General features: G+C 67.5%; 15 protein-coding genes. All 15 read right to left on the minus strand.

The features are described from left to right. Nucleotides 1-78 precede the first annotated feature (78 nt). The 15 genes from gatB to B0G38_RS02740 all read right to left on the minus strand — a co-directional run bounded on the left by gatB (nucleotide 79) and on the right by B0G38_RS02740 (nucleotide 18,533). Nucleotides 79-1,593 (minus strand): Asp-tRNA(Asn)/Glu-tRNA(Gln) amidotransferase subunit GatB, encoded by a 1,515-nt coding sequence (gatB, locus tag B0G38_RS02670; protein WP_169994929.1) that lies wholly within the window; start codon nucleotides 1,591-1,593, stop codon nucleotides 79-81. Then, nucleotides 1,593-3,122: an Asp-tRNA(Asn)/Glu-tRNA(Gln) amidotransferase subunit GatA gene (gene gatA, locus B0G38_RS02675; protein WP_264668013.1), complete on the minus strand. Its 1,530-nt coding sequence runs from the start codon at nucleotides 3,120-3,122 to the stop codon at nucleotides 1,593-1,595. Before gatA ends, gatB begins: the two co-directional genes overlap by 1 nt. 4 nt (nucleotides 3,123-3,126) lie before the next feature. Then, a complete protein-coding gene (gene gatC / locus B0G38_RS02680; RefSeq protein WP_074698618.1) occupies nucleotides 3,127-3,423 on the minus strand; it encodes an Asp-tRNA(Asn)/Glu-tRNA(Gln) amidotransferase subunit GatC in 297 nt (98 codons plus the stop codon). Nucleotides 3,424-3,482: 59 nt separating this feature from the next. Continuing rightward, complete coding sequence (locus B0G38_RS02685; protein WP_264668014.1) at nucleotides 3,483-3,977, minus strand: GNAT family N-acetyltransferase; 495 nt, start codon at nucleotides 3,975-3,977, stop codon at nucleotides 3,483-3,485. A gap of 85 nt (nucleotides 3,978-4,062) precedes the next feature. After that, the gene (locus B0G38_RS02690) at nucleotides 4,063-4,764 is read right to left on the minus strand and encodes a hypothetical protein (RefSeq protein WP_264668015.1); all 702 of its coding nucleotides are present in this window, start codon (nucleotides 4,762-4,764) and stop codon (nucleotides 4,063-4,065) included. A gap of 106 nt (nucleotides 4,765-4,870) precedes the next feature. Continuing rightward, on the minus strand, nucleotides 4,871-5,359 hold the full coding sequence (locus tag B0G38_RS02695) for a DUF2087 domain-containing protein (protein ID WP_264668016.1): 489 nt from the start codon (nucleotides 5,357-5,359) through the stop codon (nucleotides 4,871-4,873). Nucleotides 5,360-5,395: 36 nt separating this feature from the next. After that, nucleotides 5,396-7,675, minus strand: coding sequence for an NAD-dependent DNA ligase LigA (gene ligA / locus B0G38_RS02700; RefSeq protein WP_264668017.1), 2,280 nt, complete (start codon nucleotides 7,673-7,675; stop codon nucleotides 5,396-5,398). An 8-nt stretch (nucleotides 7,676-7,683) separates the two neighbouring features. Further along, the gene (locus B0G38_RS02705) at nucleotides 7,684-8,385 is read right to left on the minus strand and encodes a hypothetical protein (protein ID WP_264668018.1); all 702 of its coding nucleotides are present in this window, start codon (nucleotides 8,383-8,385) and stop codon (nucleotides 7,684-7,686) included. 89 nt (nucleotides 8,386-8,474) lie between these two features. Continuing rightward, the gene (locus B0G38_RS02710; RefSeq protein ID WP_264668019.1) at nucleotides 8,475-10,118 is read right to left on the minus strand and encodes a serine/threonine-protein kinase; all 1,644 of its coding nucleotides are present in this window, start codon (nucleotides 10,116-10,118) and stop codon (nucleotides 8,475-8,477) included. After that, nucleotides 10,115-11,482, minus strand: coding sequence for an FHA domain-containing protein (locus B0G38_RS02715; RefSeq protein ID WP_264668020.1), 1,368 nt, complete (start codon nucleotides 11,480-11,482; stop codon nucleotides 10,115-10,117). The genes B0G38_RS02710 and B0G38_RS02715 overlap by 4 nt, the downstream gene beginning before the upstream one ends. Then, nucleotides 11,482-12,336 carry a PP2C family protein-serine/threonine phosphatase gene (locus tag B0G38_RS02720; RefSeq protein WP_264668021.1) on the minus strand — a complete coding sequence of 285 codons (855 nt, stop codon included), beginning with the start codon at nucleotides 12,334-12,336 and terminating at the stop codon, nucleotides 11,482-11,484. The genes B0G38_RS02715 and B0G38_RS02720 overlap by 1 nt, the downstream gene beginning before the upstream one ends. Continuing rightward, nucleotides 12,333-13,637, minus strand: coding sequence for an RDD family protein (locus B0G38_RS02725; protein WP_264668022.1), 1,305 nt, complete (start codon nucleotides 13,635-13,637; stop codon nucleotides 12,333-12,335). The genes B0G38_RS02720 and B0G38_RS02725 overlap by 4 nt, the downstream gene beginning before the upstream one ends. Beyond that, complete coding sequence (locus tag B0G38_RS02730) at nucleotides 13,622-16,219, minus strand: transglutaminase TgpA family protein (RefSeq protein WP_264668023.1); 2,598 nt, start codon at nucleotides 16,217-16,219, stop codon at nucleotides 13,622-13,624. The genes B0G38_RS02725 and B0G38_RS02730 overlap by 16 nt, the downstream gene beginning before the upstream one ends. Then, nucleotides 16,216-17,559 carry a DUF58 domain-containing protein gene (locus B0G38_RS02735; RefSeq protein WP_264668024.1) on the minus strand — a complete coding sequence of 448 codons (1,344 nt, stop codon included), beginning with the start codon at nucleotides 17,557-17,559 and terminating at the stop codon, nucleotides 16,216-16,218. The genes B0G38_RS02730 and B0G38_RS02735 overlap by 4 nt, the downstream gene beginning before the upstream one ends. Beyond that, the gene (locus B0G38_RS02740) at nucleotides 17,559-18,533 is read right to left on the minus strand and encodes an AAA family ATPase (protein ID WP_264668025.1); all 975 of its coding nucleotides are present in this window, start codon (nucleotides 18,531-18,533) and stop codon (nucleotides 17,559-17,561) included. The genes B0G38_RS02735 and B0G38_RS02740 overlap by 1 nt, the downstream gene beginning before the upstream one ends. Nucleotides 18,534-18,550: the final 17 nt, after the last annotated feature.

Below are 18,550 nucleotides of genomic sequence, written 5' to 3' on the forward strand. Positions count from 1 at the left end.
GCAGATAACGCCCTTTCCGGGGTGTCGGAAGGGCGTTATCTGCTCACTCGATCAGGTGGGGGGGAAGGGAAGCGGGCGCTAGCCTTGGACGCCGAGGCGCTCGAAGATCAGCTCGCGCACGCGGCCGGCGTCGGCCTGGCCGCGAGTGGCCTTCATGACACCGCCGACAATCGCGCCGGCTGCCTGGACTTTACCGCCGCGGATCTTCTCTGCGACATCCGGCTGGGCGGCCAGAGCGGCGTCGATTGCCTCGAGCAGCGGGCCGTCGTCGGACACCACGGCCAGGCCGCGCTTTTCGATGACCTCTTCCGGTGTGCCCTCGCCGGCGAGGACACCGTCGAGCACCTGGCGGGAGAGCTTGTCATTGATCTTGCCGGCCTGGACCAGCTTGTCCAGTTCCACGATCAGCTCGGGCGTGACGCCGACATCCACCGGATCCACTTCGGCTTCCTTGGCGCGGCGCGAGACCTCGCCCATCCACCATTTGCGGGCCACGGCGGCGGAGGCACCGGCGGCAATGGTCTCTTCGATGGCGTCCATGACGCCGGCGTTGACCACGTCGCGGAACTCCGCGTCCGAGTAGCCCCAGTCCGTCTTCAGGCGCTTGCGGCGCTCGGCCGGCGGCTCGGGCAGCTGGGCGCGCAGTTCCTCGATCCACTCTTCGGTGGTCACCACGGGCAGCAGATCCGGCTCCGGAAAGTACCGGTAGTCGTCGGCGTCGGACTTGGGCCGGCCCGAGGTGGTGGAGCGGGTGTCCTCGTGCCAGTGGCGGGTCTCCTGGACAACCTTCTCACCCGAGTCCAGCACGGCGGCGTGGCGCTGGATCTCGAAGCGCACGGCACGTTCGACGGCGCGCAGCGAGTTCACGTTCTTGGTCTCCGAACGCGTGCCGAACTTTTCCTGGCCGTACGGGCGGAGCGAGACGTTGGCGTCGCAGCGCACATTGCCGCGTTCCATCTTGGCGTCGGAAACGCCCAGGTTCTTGACGATCTCGCGGATGGCGGCCACGTAGGCCTTGGCCAGTTCGGGGGCCCGGGAGCCGGCACCCTCGATCGGCTTGGTCACGATTTCCACCAGCGGCACGCCGGCGCGGTTGTAGTCCACCAGGGAGAAATCCGCGCCCTGGATGCGTCCGGTGGCGCCGCCCATGTGGGTCAGTTTGCCGGCGTCCTCTTCCATGTGGGCGCGCTCGATCTCCACGGTGAAGACCGTGCCGTCTTCGAGTTCGATGTCGATGGAGCCGTCGAAAGCGATCGGATCCTCGTACTGCGAGGTCTGGAAGTTCTTGGGCGTGTCCGGGTAGAAGTACTGCTTCCGGGCAAAAGTGCAGGACGGGGCGATCTTGCAGCCCAGCGCCAGGCCGATCTTGATGGAGGACTCCACGGCCGCCTTGTTGACCGTCGGCAGCACGCCGGGCAGGCCCAGGTCCACCGGGGTGATGGCCGTGTTGGGCTCATCGCCGAACACGTTGGGCGCCGAGGAGAACATCTTGGTCTTGGTGTTGAGCTCCACGTGGACCTCGAAACCGAGCACCGGATCGTACTTCTCCATTGCCTCTTCGAAGGACAGGATCTCTTCCGTGACAGCAGACATTATTTGGCTCCTGAAGTGGTTTCGGCGCCGCTGAGCTGGCGAAGGTCGGGGGCCTGGGACAGCAGCGGGCCGCCCCACTTTTCCTCAAGCAAGGTTTCCAGCACGTGGCCGGCGCGGTACAGGCGGGCGTCCTCGCGGGCGGGGGCCAGGAACTGGATGCCCACCGGCAGGCCGTCGGCCAGGCCGCCCGGAATGGAGATGCCCGGGATGCCGGCCAGGTTGGCCGGAATGGTGGCAACGTCGTTCAGGTACATGGCCAGCGGATCGTTCAGCTTCTCCCCTAGCTTGAAGGCCGGGACCGGGGAAGTCGGGGAGATCAGCACGTCGGCCTGGGCGAACGCGGCGTCGAAGTCCCGCTGGATCAGGGTGCGGACCTTTTGCGCCGAGCCGTAGTAGGCGTCGTAGTACCCGGCGGACAGGGCGTAGGTGCCCAGGATAATGCGGCGCTTGACCTCGTCGCCGAAGCCGGCGGCACGGGTGGCGCCCATGACACGCTCGATGGTGAGCGGGCTCTCGGCCGGCAGTACCCGGTGGCCGAACCGCACGCCGTCGTACTTTGCCAGGTTGGAGGAGGCCTCCGAGGGCATGATCAGGTAGTAGGCGCCCAGGGCGTACTTGAAGTTCGGGCAGGAGACCTCGACGATCTCGGCGCCGGCGTCGCGCAGCAGGTCCAGCGACTCGTGGAAGCGGGCCAGCACGCCCTCGTCGTAGCCCTCGCCCTGCAGCTCGTTGATGACGCCGATCCTCATGCCGGCAACGTTTCCGGTCTTCGCGGCCTCGACCAGCGAGCCCACCGGATCGGTCAGCGAGGTGGAGTCATGCGGGTCGTGGCCGCCGATGACCTCGTGCAGCAGCGCCGAGTCCAGCACCGTGCGCGAAACCGGGCCGATCTGGTCCAGCGAGGAGGCCATGGCGATGGCACCATAGCGGGAAACGCCGCCGTAGGTCGGCTTCACGCCCACCGAACCGGTGACCGCGGCTGGCTGGCGGATGGAGCCGCCGGTGTCCGTGCCCAGCGCGAGCGGGGCTTCGAAAGCGGCGACGGCGGCCGCGGAGCCACCGCCGGAACCGCCAGGAATGCGGCTCAGGTCCCACGGGTTGCGGGTGGGTCCGTAGGCGGAGTGCTCGGTGGAGGAACCCATCGCGAACTCGTCCAGGTTGGTCTTGCCCAGCATCGGCATCCGCGCGGCACGGATCTTCTTGATCACCGTGGCGTCGTACGGGCTCATCCAGCCCTCGAGCATCTTCGAGCCGGCCGTGGTGGGCTGGCCGACAGTGACGATCAGGTCCTTGATGGCAATGGGCACACCGGCCAGCGCCGGCAGGTCCTCGCCGGCGGCGCGGGCCTTGTCCACATCCGCGGCGACGGCCAGCGCTTCCTCGGTGTTGACGTGCAGGAAGGCGTTGATGTTGCCGTCCACTTCGGCGATGCGGTCCAGGTGCGCCTGCGTGACCTCCACGGAGGTGACTTCCTTGGCGGCCAGCATCTCCGCCAGCCGGGCAGCGCTGTGTCGGGTCAGTTCACTCATGTCTTTACTCCTCGTCCAGAATGGCGGGGACCTTGAAGCGGCCGTCGGCCGAATCCGGTGCACCGGAGAGCGCTTGCTCCTGGGTCAGGGTCTCGCCGACAACGTCCTCACGGAACACGTTGGCCAGCGGGATGGGGTGCGAAGTGGCGGGCACATCGGGCCCCGCTGCTTCCTGGACGGATTTGATCGAGTCAACGATGACATCGAGTTCGCCGGCCATCTTGTCCAGCTCTCCTGCGGTCATCTCAATGTGGGCCAGCCGCGCCAGGTGCGCCACGGCCTCACGATTGATCTCAGACATGAGTCTCCTACGCGAATGGATTGGGTTTTCTAGAAACAGTCTACTTCTTGGCCCGGTGCTCAGGATTCCAGTGTCTTGACGAACACGAACAGCCCGGTGTCCTCATGCTTCCAGTCCCGCTCGCGGATCCGCTCGAAGCCCAGCGATTCGTACAGCCTGTGCGCGTTGGTCATATTTTCAATACTGGTGAGGCTGACCGAGTGGACGCCCTCCACCGCGCGGGCGTAATCGACAATGGCCTCCACCATGGCCCGGCCGATCCCGGCGCGCTGGATCGCCGGATCCACCGCCAGCATGCGGAACTCCAGCTCCCCGGCACGCGCAATGTCCGAGTACTCCTGCCCCTCCAGAGTCAGCGCCACGGAGCCGGCAACCTTGCCGTCCAGCTCGGCGACCCAGACGATGGCGTGCTTGGCGCGGTGGGCAACATCACCGAGCATGTCCAGGTAGCCGTCGCCCTCGGCAATGTGCCCGCCGTGGACGTAGGCCTCCCGCGTGATCCGGGCAACGTCGTCGTAATCGGCTTCGGTGGCCGGGCGGATGGTGATGCTCATCAGGTAATGCAGTCCTCAAAGGTCAATTAGAAGTACGACGGCGGCGGCCGCCTATCAATTCTGCCTCACCACTGGCGGTGGCCGGCTACCGGAGTGGTTCAGGCCACTGTGCCCGCGGGGCCAGCTGCGGGGCAATGCGTTGTTCCAGCGCGGCGATGGCTTCCTCGGGCAGGGCGAGCAGGCCGTCCAGCTCCTTGCACGCCCGCAGGTAGGCCAGTTGGCGTTCGGCTCCCGTGGCCGCCTCGTCGACGGCAAGCGTCAGCAGCCTTCTGGCGGTATTGAGCCGCTGGCGTTCTGGCCCGCTGAAATGCTGGTCCTTGATCCGCCGGGCCTCGCGTTCGGCGATCTCGAAAGCCAGCTCGAAGGCGCGGACGGCGTCGCGGTATTCCAGCAGCCGCGCGTCGGTAGTAATATCGGCCGCGCTGCCGGGCCGCAATGCGTCGGCTACGCGTTTGGCGCGCAGGAAGTCCACGGTCAGGGGCTCGCGCACGTCGGACATCATCGGGTAGTCGATCAGCTTGCCGACATCCAGCTCGTACTCCAGCCAGCGGGCGTTGACTCTGTCATGGTCCGCCATCAGGGCTTCGATGTCACTGAGGCGCTGCGCCTCCCAGGCCTTGACCTGCCGGCGCCGCTCCATTTCCGCGCGCGCTTCCGCCTGCCGGCGTTCGGTTTTCCTGCGGTGGCGCTTCCTGCTGTGGGAAAACTTTTGGCCCGCGCCGGAAAAGACGGCAAATCCAACCCAGATCAGCCACCAGGGGAAGCCATCGGCGAAGAGCTCATTCACGGCCGCTCACCCTTCCATCGTGCCACCCGGCTCCCGACTGCTCAATGGCTCTGCGGATGAGATGTGTTCACGGGCGGGCGGTAGCCGCCCGCTGTTACCGGAACTATCAGCGGGCGCGTCGGTAGGCGCTGCCGTCCCGCTCACGGTCCAGATACCCGTAGTCCACCAGGGCGCGCCGGAGCAGGGGCACGTCATCGGTGAAAGCCGCGAGTTTCGCATTCAGCTGCTTCTCCGTCAGTGTCGCATCAGGTTCGAGGATCTGCGGGATCAGGAACTCGAACAGCTTCAGGCGGTCCGTCGCCCGACTGGGCAGCCCCTCGATCCGGCCCGCCAGGAGGAAGCGTTCCGCGCCTTCCGGCTCCGGACGCCGGGCACCGGCCAGCGCTGCCTTGAAGGCGTGCTCGTTCACCACGAGCCGGCCGCCGTCGTCGTACAGCAAGGAGGAATCCAGCAGCTTTCGCCGTTCCTTGGCCGAAAGGGCAGGTTCCTGGCCCAAGACGAACGCGGCATAGAGCTCCCGCAGCCTCGAACTGGCCAGCGTGGCCAGGATGGCCTGCCAGCTGACCGGCTTATCGGACTGCTGGTCACGGTCCATGTCATCCCTCCCTTTCGGCTCAGCCTGCCCTGCGATTCAGCTCTCGACAGCACCTTCCGGACCGGATTCAGCTGAGCCGGTTGCCGCCGGGTCGACCGTAGCTGGATCAGGCCCGTTTTCCAGCAGTTTGACGAAGCCGTCCTCGTCCAGCACGTGCAGGCCCAGCTGCTCGGCCTTGTCCAGCTTGGACCCGGCGCTCTCCCCCGCGACCACGTAGTCCGTCTTTTTGGACACGGAGCCGGAGGCCTTGCCGCCGCGGCTGATGATGGCTTCCTTGGCCTCGTCCCGGCTGAAGTTTTCCAGCGAGCCGGTGACCACAATGGTCAGCCCCTCCAAGGTCCGGGGCTTGCTCTCGTCAATCTCGTCCGCCATCCGCACGCCGGCCGCGGCCCAGGTGTCCACGATCTCGCGGTGCCAGTCCACCTCGAACCATTCGATGAGGGCGCGGGCGATGATCGGTCCCACCCCGTCCACGTCAGCGAGCTGCTCTTCCGACGCCGCACGGACGGCTTCCATGGAGCCGAATGCCGTCGCCAGCGCGCGCGCGGCAGTGGGCCCTACGTGCCGGATGGACAGGGCCACAAGGACCCGCCACAGCGGCTGGCCCTTGGCCTTTTCCAGCTCGGTGAAAAGCTTGCGCGTGTTGGCGCTCGGTTCCGAAGGCTTCTTGGGCGTCCCCTTCGTGTAGAAGTAGGGCACCAGTTCAATTTCGCCGGTGGCCACGCCTTTGGACTTCTTCTCGCGGGCGATCCTCACATCCGCGAGCATCTCCGGGGTGAGGTCGAAGACGTTGGCCTCGGTGGTCAGCGGCGGCTGCTCCGGTTCGGCCGGCTGGGTGAGGGCGATCGCCGCTTCCCAGCCGAGCGCCTCGATATCGAACGCGCCGCGCCCGGCAAGATGGAAGACCCGCTCGCGCAGCTGCGAGGGGCAGGACCGCGCGTTGGGGCAGCGGATGTCGACGTCGCCTTCTTTGGCCGGCGCCAGCGGAGTGCCGCAGGACGGGCATTCGGTGGGCATCACGAATTCGCGTTCGGAGCCGTCCCGCAGCGCCACCACCGGTCCCACGATTTCCGGAATCACGTCGCCGGCCTTGCGCAGCACCACGGTGTCCCCGATCAGCACGCCCTTGGCCTTCACCACGTCCTGGTTGTGAAGGGTGGCCATCTCCACGGTGGAGCCGGCCACCTTCACCGGCTCCATCACTCCGTACGGCGTCACCCGGCCGGTGCGGCCCACGTTGACCCGGATATCCAGCAGTTTGGTGTGAACTTCCTCCGGCGGGTACTTGTAGGCCACGGCCCAGCGCGGTACCCGTGACGTGTGGCCCAGGCCCCGCTGCAGCCCGAAGTCGTCGACCTTGATGACAATCCCGTCGATCTCGTGCAGCAGGTCATGCCGGTGATCGCCGAAATGCTGGATGAACTCCAACACTTCCTCGTAGCTGTCCAGCACCTTGAAGTAGGGGCTGGTGGGCAGCCCCCACTCCTTCAGCAGCGCGTACGTCTCCGACTGGCTGCCCGCGGACAGGCCCTCGCGGGCGCCGATACCGTGGACAAACATGCTCAGCGGCCGCTGCGCGGTCAGGGCGGGATCCTTCTGCCGCAGGGATCCGGCGGCGGCGTTGCGCGGATTGGCGAAGGGCGCCTTGCCGGCCTCCACCATTTTTTCGTTCAGCTCCAGGAACCCCTTGGAGGGGATAAAGACCTCGCCGCGGATCTCAACTTCGGCGGGCAGGTTCTTGCCCTTCAGCCGGCGCGGGATGTCCTTGAGGGTCAGCGCGTTGTGGGTAATGTCCTCGCCGGTGTGGCCATCGCCGCGGGTGGCCGCCCGGACCAGCTCGCCGTCGCGGTAGAGCAGGTTGACGGCCAGCCCGTCGATCTTGACCTCGGTGAGCCACTTCAGGTCCTGCGCGCGGCCAAGTTTTTCCACGGACGACGACGCCCTGCTGATCCAGACCTGAAGCTCATCGAGGGAGAATACGTCCTCCAGCGAGTACATCCGCTGCAGGTGCTGCACCGGGGTGAAGGCCGCGGACACTTCGCCGCCGACCTCCTGCGTGGGCGAATCGTTGGCCACCATCTCCGGGTGCAGCGCTTCGATTTCTTCCAGCCGGCGGTAGAGCCTGTCGAACTCGGCGTCGGATACCAGCGGGGCATCATCGTTGTAGTACGCGTAGCGGTAGCGCCGGACGTCCTCCGTCAGCTGCTCGTACTCGTCCCGGAGGGCGTCACTGGGGATTTCATTGGCCTGCGCTTCCACTTTGCTCACGGAACTATCTTGCCCTAAAGCGCGTGCCGTCGCCGGGAACCGGCGCATTCATCCGGTCAGTCTTCAGGATCCCGCTGCGTCTCCAGCAGCGGCAGATCCGCAGCGGTGACCAGGTGCGAGGTGACCGCATGTTCCACCAGCCGTGCCCGCCGGTTGGTGGCCAGCTTCCCGCCGCCTCCCCGGAGTCCGGCCACGCCCACCCGGTCCAGCTTGTCGCAGACGTTGTCCAGCTTGCGGTTGAACTTGGTCAGCGGCCAGCCCAGCCTGGCCGCTGCCTGAGAGGAAGACGGGATGGAGCTCAGGCCGGTACCGTCGCGCTTGAGCATGGGCTCGGCCAGCGCCAGGATCAGCGCCTTCTGCGAATCCGTGAAGATCACCGGGCCGATGGTCGTCTCCCCCACGGAGTCATGGTCCCGGGCTTCCTGCCGGAAAGACGGCGTTTTGACGTGCACCGAGAGCTCATAGGTGGTCGGTCCGGCGGTAAAGACCACGTTGGTCTGCCTGAAGACCATGGGAATCCGTGCCCCGGGCGCCAGCCAGGCCTGCATCCCGCCGCTGGTGTCGGCGATCGTGGCCGAGATCATCGAGCCGACGTTGGCCAGCCACCAGATGTTCTCGTACCGGCAGATCTCCAGAAACTTCCGGTGCAGGTATGGATTGTCGTCGATTTCCAGGTCACCTTCGCGGCCGATCCTGAATACGTCGTCGTCCCCCGCGTCGTACCATTCACCGCAGAACTCGATGCTGATTTCGGCCACTGCAGGTCCCCCTTTTGGTCGCTCGTTTGATCGTGCAACGTTCAACAGCCGCTGAGCCGGCCGTGGGCACGATGTTGTTTGCTTCTAGGTTAGTCGGCGCAACCGCGGACCGGGTCCGATGACTTTCCGTTGGCCCGCAGCACTACCACCTCGATGCAGGTCCTGTCGTTCTCGGCCAGCGGGATGCTCACGCCCGGATCCGGTGTCCGCTGCGGCTCGCCCTTGCCCAGGGCGGTCACCGGCGTCCAGATGAACAGGTCGCCGTCGCGCTTGTCTGGATTGGTCCAGGAGAAGACGGCCTCGTCCCCGTCCACTTTGCCCGCCAGTTCTTCCGGCGCCACCACGTTCCCGGACAGGCCCTCGATTGCGTTCGACGGCGGCTGGCTGACCGGCGGCTGCGACTCGGCCGCTTCCGGTTCCGGCGCCGTGACCACCAGCACGGCTGCCACGGCCAGGACAACCACCGCGGCGGCTCCGCCGATGATCCCAACCAGATTCTTCCGGCTCCGAGGTACGACGGCGGTGTCCCCGCCTTCGTGGTGAGTCTCACCAAAGCTGACTGTGGGCTGGGTGGCGGATCCGCCGTCGTACGCAGTGTTCTCCACGCCGGGAGGCGGCGACGGAACCCAGCCGCCGGCCTGGCCGCTGTGGCTGGTACCGGAGGTCTGCTCCGTACCTTGGAGGGATGGTGGCCGCAGGACGGTCCGGTCATCGGCAGGGTGCACGGCGTTGGTGCGCTCGGGGAAGCGTGGGCGGAAAAATGTGGGCGAATTGGTCGTCGCGGCCGGGTCGATCGAGACCACCTGGCGCACCCGGGTGGCTTCCCCGCCGTCGTCCTGCGGCAGGTCATCCCCCGGGCGGGCTTCCTCAAGCACTTCGAAGGGCGTGACCGAAAGATTCAGCTCCGCCTGGATCCGCTGCAGCGCCAGCGCAAAGGCGTGGGCCGTGGGGAACCGGGAGGACGGAGCCTTGGCCATGGCCGTCGCAAGCGCCTGTTCGAGGGATTCGGGCACGTCGGCACGGCGCAGCGGCGGCACCGGCGACGTGGCGATCCGGTTCATCAGTTCCCGCTGGGAGTTGTCGCCGCCGGGCCGGACGAAGGGCGAGCGGCCGGCCAGCAGGGTGTAGAGGGTGGCGCCGAGGGCCCAGATGTCGATCTTGATGCCGTCAGCACCCTCGCCCTGGAAGGCTTCGGGCGGGGACCACGGGATGGACATGCCGGCGTCGTCGTCGATGCTGTCGGTGGTGCCGGAGATGCCGAAGTCGGTCAGCGCGGGCCGGTTGTAGTCCGTGACCAGGATGTTTGCCGGCTTGATGTCCCGGTGCACAATCCCGGCCCGGTGGGCGGTTTCCACCGCGGAGGCCACCTGGATGCCGAGCGAGAGCACTTCATCTACACCGAGCGGGCCGCCGCGGTAGCGCACGTCCAGGCTCGGGCGCGAGCAGTACTCCATGGCCAGGTAGGAGTGGCCGCTGCCGGTAATGTCCGCCTCGTAAATAGTCACGATGAACGGGTGGGTGGACAGCTGCGCCATCAGGTTCGCCTCGGACTCGAAGCGGCGGCGCGCGCCTTGGGTCTTCAGGTCGGCGACAAGGACCTTGACGGCGACCTTGCGCTTGGGCCGGTCCTGTTCGTAGAGATAGACGTCGGAGAACCCGCCGGACCCGAGCAGGCTGACGTACCGGTAGCCCTCGATCGCGGGCGGTGGTGCGGGGGGACGCTTGGAACTCACGGCAGGTCCTCGAACCGCAGCGAGATGCCGTCGCCCAGGTCGGCGATGTCGCCGTCAAGCAAGATCATGGACTCGCCCTGTCCCAGCCGCCGCGGCGGCTGGCCTTCGCGGATCAGCATGGTGCCGTTGGTCGCTTTCAGATCGCACAGCATGACATGCCAGCCTTCCAGCCGCACCTCCAGATGTGAACGCGAAATGTCGCCGCTGACGCTGCGCACCTGAACCAGGCGCGGCATGCCGTTGCCCTGCACGCGCGAGGCCGAGGGCTGGCGGCCGACGATCACCGGGCGGTCCAGCTCGATGACTTCCCCAGTGGAGAGCCGCATCCTGCCCAGGCTGGGACGCTGCACCTGGCTGGCATCGTCGGCCAGTCCGGCGGCGCAGATGCTGCAGTTGGAACTGGTGGGCGGGTTGGCATGCCCCTGCGGGCAGACTCGTGCCAGCACCATCGGGCCGGTGGCCGGCCGCTGTGCCGGATCCGGAACTGAAGCGGACGCGGTTTTGGGCGCCTGCGGCAGGTCGCGGCGCAGAAGAGTCTGCCCGTCATGGTCGCCCTCGGGTGTCTCGGGTGCCTCGGCTGTTCGGTCCACCTGGTTCACCGCGGGCAGATCCTGGGCAGCTTCAGCCGCAGCTGATTCGGCAGCCCGGGCCCGGGCGGAGGCCGACGGCGTCAGCCATGGCACGGAATCGATCAGGCTTGTCGGAGCGGACAGCTTTGCCGGGCCGGGCAGGTTGGCGCGCTGGGCCTTGGTATGAATGACCGTGTCTTCGAAGTCTTCCGCCTCATCCAGGTCATCAGGATTGTAGATGCCGGTGACTTCGATGCCCTCCGGAACGTTGAGTTCCTCGTGCCTCGACTTCGGTACGGCAGGTGCAGCCGGTTCGGGTCGGCCTGGCGAGGGGTCAGCCGGACCGGCTGCTGTATCCATACCGATGCGGATGCCGCCCAACTGGACGATGCCTTCGGCCAGCGGAAGCCAGCGGCCCTCGCCGTCGCGCCCGTCATTGATCACGAGGTCAAACAGCTCCTGGGCAGGCAGCAGGCGCTCCGTCCAGGTGGTGACGCCCTCGCCGGAAAGTTCTGCCGAGGTCCCCACGCCGTCGCTATTGAGGACCACGTCGCCGCGCAGGATCGCATGCAACTTGGCTTGGAAGGACACGATGGCGAACTGCGGTATGGAAGCCAGGTCCATGCCATAGCCGCTCACCACGGCACCGAGCACGGACTCCGCCGACGGTTGCGCACCTAGGACATCCCAGACGGCCATGATCACATCTTCGCGGATGCTCTGTTCCAGCAGCACAATGGTGCCACCCCGGACCAGCCCGAGCCATGGGCCCGGGCAGTAGGTAATTGCTGCCATCAGATCTGCTCCTGCTGACCCGCCGGCCCGGATCCGCCGGGCTCCAGCCGCGGCAACGTATCCGTATCTTCTTCCTCGGTACGCGGCGCGGTAGCTGCCTGCGCGGCGTCCTGCGCCAGGTCGGCGGCATCGACGACGATCGCGGTGATGTTGTCCCGACCGCCCGAGCACAGCGCCGCCTGGATCAGCGCCTGGACAGCATCCTGCGGGCGGGTGGTAGAGCTGAGGATGGCATGGATGTGCTCGTCGCTGACTTCTGAGGTGAGGCCGTCGGAACAAATCAGCATGCGGTCCCCGGGCTCAACCGGAAGCATCCAGAAGTCGGGTTCGGAATCATCGCCGGTCCCCAGCGCGCGGGTCACCACGTGGCGGCGAGGATGGACCAGCGCTTCCTGGGCGGTGATCCGGCCGGCCTCCAGCAGTTCCTGGACTTCCGAGTGGTCAACGCTGATCTGTTCCATCCTGCCCTGGTTGAGCCGGTAGGTCCGCGAATCACCCACGTTGAACACCAGCCAGTACGGCACACCGCGTTCCGCCACCAGCGCCGCGCCGGTGACCGTGGTCCCGGCCCGCGAGCCCGCAGCTGCCCGGATCCGCCGGTCGGCATCGGCAATGAGTTGCTGAAGCTCGGCCGCTCCCAGCTCATGGCGGCGGACGTAGTCCGTCATCGTCTCCACACAGATCCGGCTGGCAACTTCGCCTGCCTCGTGGCCGCCCATGCCGTCGGCCACGGCGAACAGCGGCGACGCAGTGGTGAAGGAGTCCTCGTTGAGCTCACGCCGCAGTCCACGGTCCGTGCCCGATCCGACTGTGAGCCTGATGTTGTCGATGTGGCTCGGTTTGTCCTGGGTCATGCCTGACCAATGACGAAGCTTCGGTCGCCGAACTCCACGGTTGCTCCTGACTTGGCCGCTACCGGTGCACCGGGGACAAGCTGCTGGCGCACGCCATCCGATCCGGTCACGGCGGTGCCGTTGGTTGAATTGCGGTCATTGACCCAGACGGTGCCGCCCTCGACGCGCAGTTCCAGATGCGTCTTGGAAACGGAACGGTCCAGATCGGCGAAGTCGATCAGCTGGTCCACTTCTTCTCCTGCCGCGGCGGCCGGATTCCGGCCGATCAGCGCGCTGGATCCGATGGCGACCTCGCGGCCGTCGTCGAAGCGGATGTTGAGGCCGGCCGGTTCCTGCCCGGAACCGGCTACGTCTGTGGGGGCGGGTGCGGCTTCGCGGATGCGGGTGAATGCGAACTCGTCGTCGACGTGCGACGGCGGTGCTTGCGTGGGCGCGGAGCTTCCAGGCGCACTTTCGGGTGCACCTGGAGCGGCGGGCGCCGCGGCGACGGGCGCAGCATGCGTATCCTGCACGGCAGGCATATCCGCAGGAGTGCCGGCGGGACTGCTGACTGCGGGAGTGCCGCTGGGGGTGCTGCCTGCCGGAGTGCCGGCGGGGGTGCTGACTGCGGGAGGGCCGCTGAAGCCCGGGATGCCGGAGATAATGCCGCCCGAACGGGCAGCATTGTCGTCAAAGCGCGGCGACTGCGGACTCGGTTCAGAACCGGGACCACCGGCCGGGGCACCGACAAAACTCGGCTGCGGAACGCCCGCCTGCCCATCTTCCGGCGTGAAGGTGCTGTGGCCGTAGAGGCCGCCGGTGGTCAGCGGGTCGCGGCCGGCATTCACGTCCAGGGCCAGGGTCTTGGCCACCTTGTCGTGCCACCCCTGCCGCTGGTGGTTGGCGTCCCAGAGGTTGGAAATAACCACGATGACGGCTCCGACAACCGGGACCAGTCCGCCGACTGCGATGATCAGGCCGCGGATGAAGATGGCCGCCCAGCCGGGGGCGTTGCCGTCCTCGTTCGCCGTCCGCAGGCCAAGCAGGACGTTGCCCGGGGTCTTGCCCGTCCGCGCTTCCCAGCCCCACTTCCAGATGCCGTAGGCCAGGGCCAGCAGCGAGGTAATGCCCAGCCAGAGGAACAGGCCCGCGGCAGCAGAGGCCGTTGCCTCTTCAAAGCCGGAACCGGCTGCACCCAGCAGCCCGGCCATGCCGACCCCGTAGCCGATGCCCACCAGCACGGCGGGAGGGAGTTTATCGATCAGCCACGCGCCGACCCGCTTGCCAGCAGAGGCGCTGACGAGGTTCAGTCTTGCTGCCACGTATGGCTCACTCCCTTGTGTTGTTCCTCGGTGGGTGACTCTACTTTACGGTTTGTGCTCTCGGCGTTGCCCAAGGACCGGCCGGACACGCCCTTGCCGAACTTTTGTGACAGCCGGAAGCGCGCCTCGGCCACCAGCGAGCGGGGCGAGAACCGCGCCCGCTGGCGTTTCCAGAAGCCCACCGACGAGCCGATTTCGTCCAGCGACTTCTCCACCATGTCCCAGTACTCGCGCACCTGCACCTCGGTGGGCTCCACGCCGCCGAACACGGCCGCGTCCGCCCGGTGCGCCAGCGCCGTCGTCGTGCCGGAGGCCGCGGGGAACGCGTTCGCCAGCTCCGAGGCATGCTCGCGCCGGGTCGCCTTGGCATTGGCGCTGGCGCCCATGTCCGTGGCCAGCGACATGACCTCGCTCCAGCCGCCGCTGACCCGGGTGCTCGGCAGGCCTTCGGCGGCGCGGCGTTTGCGCCGGCGCAGCTTCAGCCAGGCGATCAGCAGCAGTGGGATCAGCAGGATCACCAGCGGAATCGTGGCCACACCGATCGCGCTGATCAGCCAGCCCCACTGCTCCCAGAAGCCCTTCTCGTTCTGCTCGGCGTCCTGCGGTTCCGGCGCGGAATCCGGCGGCAGCTCGGCCGGTTCCTGCGGCGGTGGCGGCGGCTGGAGCACTTGCGGCTTCGGCGTCGACTTCGGCTGCTGCTGCGGCGGGGTCGGCTCGTTGTCCTTGTCCGGAGTCGGGTCGAAGGCCACCCAGCCGGCGTTGGTGAACGCGATCTCCACCCAGGCATGGACGTCCTTGCCCTTGATCTCCACCGGTTGCCCGGCGGTGCGCTCGATGCTCGGGTCCGGATAGAAACCCATCACCACGCGCGCGGGAATGCCCAGGTGGCGGGCCATCAGCGCCATCGCCACCGCGTACTGCTCGTCGTCGCCAATCATCTGCTCGGCGTCCAGCAGCGTGGTCATGCGGCTGGCGCTATGCCCGGAGAGGCTGCGCGCCTCGTCCTCCTTGCCGTTGGAGAAGAAGCCGTTTTCGTGCAGGCTCCGCTCCAGCTGGCGGACCTGCTCGATCGGCACGGTTTCGTCGCCCACCAGTTCGCTGGCCTTGGTCCCGATGATGTTGGGCACCTGCTCCGGTTCGGGCAGGTTCAGCGGGGCGAAGTCGAACTGGGCCAGCTGCCCGTCCTCGGGCTTGGCCGGGAAGGACACGTTGACCGAGTAGTTGTCGCCGGGCCGGATGTAGCGGGTGGAGAGCGCGGTTTCGGAGTCCTCGTTGTAGTAGAGGGATCCCGCCACCTCGTCGGCCCGCGGCCCGTCCATCGCCACCCCGTTGAGCTGCCCGCCGGCCGGCAGCCAGACACCGTTGTAGTCGGCGATGCTGAACGTCATCTGCGCGGTGTTCGGATTGGGATTCCCGCCGTCGCCGTCCAGGTTGCCCAGCGACTGCGCATCTCCCACGGGCGCGTAGTTGCCGCCGCTTTGCGGGTTCACGTTGTAGACCACGCCGTCGTAGGTATCCAGCGCGGCCAGCCGCACGCGCTCCCCCGGCGGCAGGCCCTGCACGGTGAAGAGGGTGTCCTCGGACTTGTCCTTCACAAACTGGCGGAAGTCCATCAGCGGCGACGGGTAGTCGTACAGCTCCACCGGGGGAACAACGACGTCGCGCAGCACCTTGCGCTCACCGCCTGCGGTCAGCGCGGGGCCGGCCAGCACGGTGACCGCCGTCGCCAGCACCAGCACTCCGGCGCCCAGGCCCAGCCGCCGGAGCACGCCGGTCCGGTGGGCGGCTGCGTCGGCGGTCTGCGGGTTGGCGGAGACGTGCGCGGTGTCGGTGCGGGAAATGTGCCGGCGCCAGGCCAGCCACGATACGGCCCCGGCCACCAGCAGCACGCCGCGCAGCAGCGGCAGCGTGGGCGCGTTGGTGCCGAATGCGATGCCCAGAATGAACATCGCCGTCACGGGCAGGATGGCCCAGTACGGGGTCTTGAGGCGCCAGGCCAGCGTGCCGGCCAGCAGCGCCGCGGCCAGCGAGCCCAGGAACGGGACCACCAGCATGCCTCCGTTGACACCCACCGGCGCGGCGACGGTCAGGATGTCCTTCCAGGCGAAGATGAAGCCGGTCAGAACCGTACGCAGGGATTCCAGCGAAGGCACGACGCCGGCAATCGCCTGGGTGGGCGCGGCAAAGGCGCTGCCGAGCAGCACATACGTCAGCAGCCCGGCGGTCGCGGTGGCCAGCAGGCCCAGCCGGTACCAGGCGCATGCCAGGGCCAGGCCGAGTCCGGCCATGATGCCGCCGAACCCGGCGACCAGATAACGCGGCTCGCCCGCAAAAACGTTGTGGAAACCGAGCACGCCCATCCCCAGCAACAGGGTGAGCACGGCCGCATCAATACCGAGGTGCTGCCAGGAACGCTGCAGCACCAGCCCGCGCTCCTGCGGGGGCAGACCGCGGTCGCGTGATGCGGCGCGTTCCCGCGTGGCGGCGGTCCGGTTCCGGGGAGAGGCGTCCTGTTCCCGGGGCGCAGCGGCCCGGCGGCGGCTGCGCCTGGGTTCGTTCCCGGGGCTGTCGGGGGCGCTCATGCGGCAGCCTTTCGCAGAATGATGGCCAGGTCGTCCAGGTTGCCCAACGTGAGGACGGTCAGGTCCCCAATGGAGGCTTTCGCCGCGTCCAGCCCATGGGCGCAGCGGATGGCGAAGGCCCGGATGCCGGGCGGAACGGCAGCGGCGGCACGGCGCAGTTGCGTGGCGGTGACGTGTTCGCCGACCACCAGGAAGAAGACTGAGGCATTCGGTACCGTGTCGGCCGCGATGCGCGCCAGGTCCACCGCCGTCGCGCGCTGCGGCCGGCCTTCGATCCGGGTCATTTCGTCCAGCAGATTGCGCCCGGTCTCGGTCCTCAGCGGTCCCTGCTGCGTGAGCACCGAGAGGTTGCGCTGCTCCCGGATGGCCTGCAGCCCGATGGAGGCGGCTACCGAGATGGCGAGCTCGAAGTCATGCTCGCTGGTGTACTCCTCGGTGTTGGTGGATACGGCGACGGCCAGGTGTGCGCGGCGGGTTTCCTCGAACTGGCGGACCATCAGCTCGTTGGTGCGGGCGGTGGTCTTCCAGTGGATGTGCCGGCGGTCGTCGCCCGGAACGTAGTCGCGCAGCGCGTGGAAGGACACATCCGCGCTGGAGAGGTCCTTGGTGGGCAGCCCTTCCAGATCGCGGATGAAACCGGAAGCCGAGCCGATCAGCGCGGTGGTCTTCGGGTGCACAAACAGATCGGTCGGTGAGGTCCACATCATCTGCCGGCGCAGCAGGCCCAGCGGATCCGCCCGCACCGAGCGCACCGGGCCCACGACGATCACGGCGCGCCGCTGGGTGGGGATGGTGAAGAGGTCCTCGTGCACTTGGCCGGGCTTCATCCGCGGCAGGTGGAACACCGCGGTGGAGCCGCCCACGGGCAGTTCCAGCGCGGCCGGCAGCAGGGGCTTGGGGTCCGTGTTGGTGACTTCCACACTGCCGATCGCGTGGTCCCCGACGGCCACCCGGGTGCGGGCGAGATCCAATTTCACGCCGTAGGAGGAGCGCCCGAGCACAAAGCCGATGGCGATCAGCAGCAGCAGCACCGCCATCAGACCGCCGGCTTTGGCTTCGGCCCAGCCGTAGGCGGCACCGAGGCCGAACAACAGCACGGCAGCGCCCAGCACGATCCAGCCCAGCGGCGAGACGATGGAAACGGTTGGCTGCACGTATTTGGCGAGCACCGCCGTCGTTCTTTGCCAATGCGGTGCCAGAAACTCGCCGGTCAACGCGGCCGTCTCCCTGGCCAGCTTCAGCAGCGACGCCGGATGCAGTTTGCTGTTGTGCTCCGGTGCGGCCTTGCGCAGCAGCCGTTTGAGCCGGACGCGGCCGGCGCCCGCTTTTGTCGTGGACATTAAACCGAGACGCTGCGCTGCTGCGGCGCGGCCACCTCGGACAGCACCCGCTTGAGCACGGCCTCGGGGGTGGCGCCGGCGAATTCAGCCTCGGGGTCCATCACGAAACGGTGCGTCCAGACCACCGGGGCCAGTTCCTTGATGTCGTCCGGCAGCACGTAGTTCCGGCCGTGGACGGCGGCCCAGACCTTGGCCGCGCGGACCATCGCCAGCGCGCCGCGGACGGACACGCCCAGCCGGGTTTCGTCGGCCGTGCGGGTGGCGTCGCAGAGGTGCGAGACATACTCCAATACGGCGATATCCACGTGGTTGGTGGTGGCCAGATCCGCCATATCGGTCACGGCCGCGGTGGTGATGATCGGCTTCAGCGCCAGCGAACGGTCCCGCGTGGTGCTGCCGCCGAGCAGCTCCACGGTGGCGGCCAGGTCCGGGTAGCCGATGGAGGTCTTGATCAGGAAGCGGTCCAGCTGGGCCTCGGGCAGGCGGTAGGTGCCGGCCTGCTCGATGGGATTCTGGGTGGCGATGACCATGAACGGCCGGCCGGCCTCGTAGGTGACGCCGTCCACCGTCACGCGGGATTCCTCCATGACCTCCAGCAGCGCTGACTGGGTCTTGGGCGAGGCGCGGTTGATCTCGTCGGCCAGCACCACGTTGGCGAAGATCGGGCCCTTGTGGAACTCGAAGTTCTGCGTCTTCTGGTCATAGATGGTGATGCCGGTGACGTCGGAGGGCAACAGGTCGGGCGTGAACTGGATGCGGGAGTTGGTGCCCTGCACGGTGGCCGACAGCGACCGGGCCAGCATGGTCTTGCCCGTGCCCGGCGCGTCCTCCAGCAGCACGTGCCCTTCGGCGAGCATGGCGGTCAGGATCAGCTTGACCACGTGCGGCTTGCCCAGCACGGCCTGGCCGACGTTGCCGACCAGCTTCTCGAAGGTTTCGGCGAACCATTCGGCCTGCTCTGCTGTCATCGTCATGGGGATTGTGTCTTTCT

The organism is Crystallibacter permensis, assembly GCF_025960875.1.
GTDB lineage: Bacteria > Actinomycetota > Actinomycetes > Actinomycetales > Micrococcaceae > Crystallibacter > Crystallibacter permensis.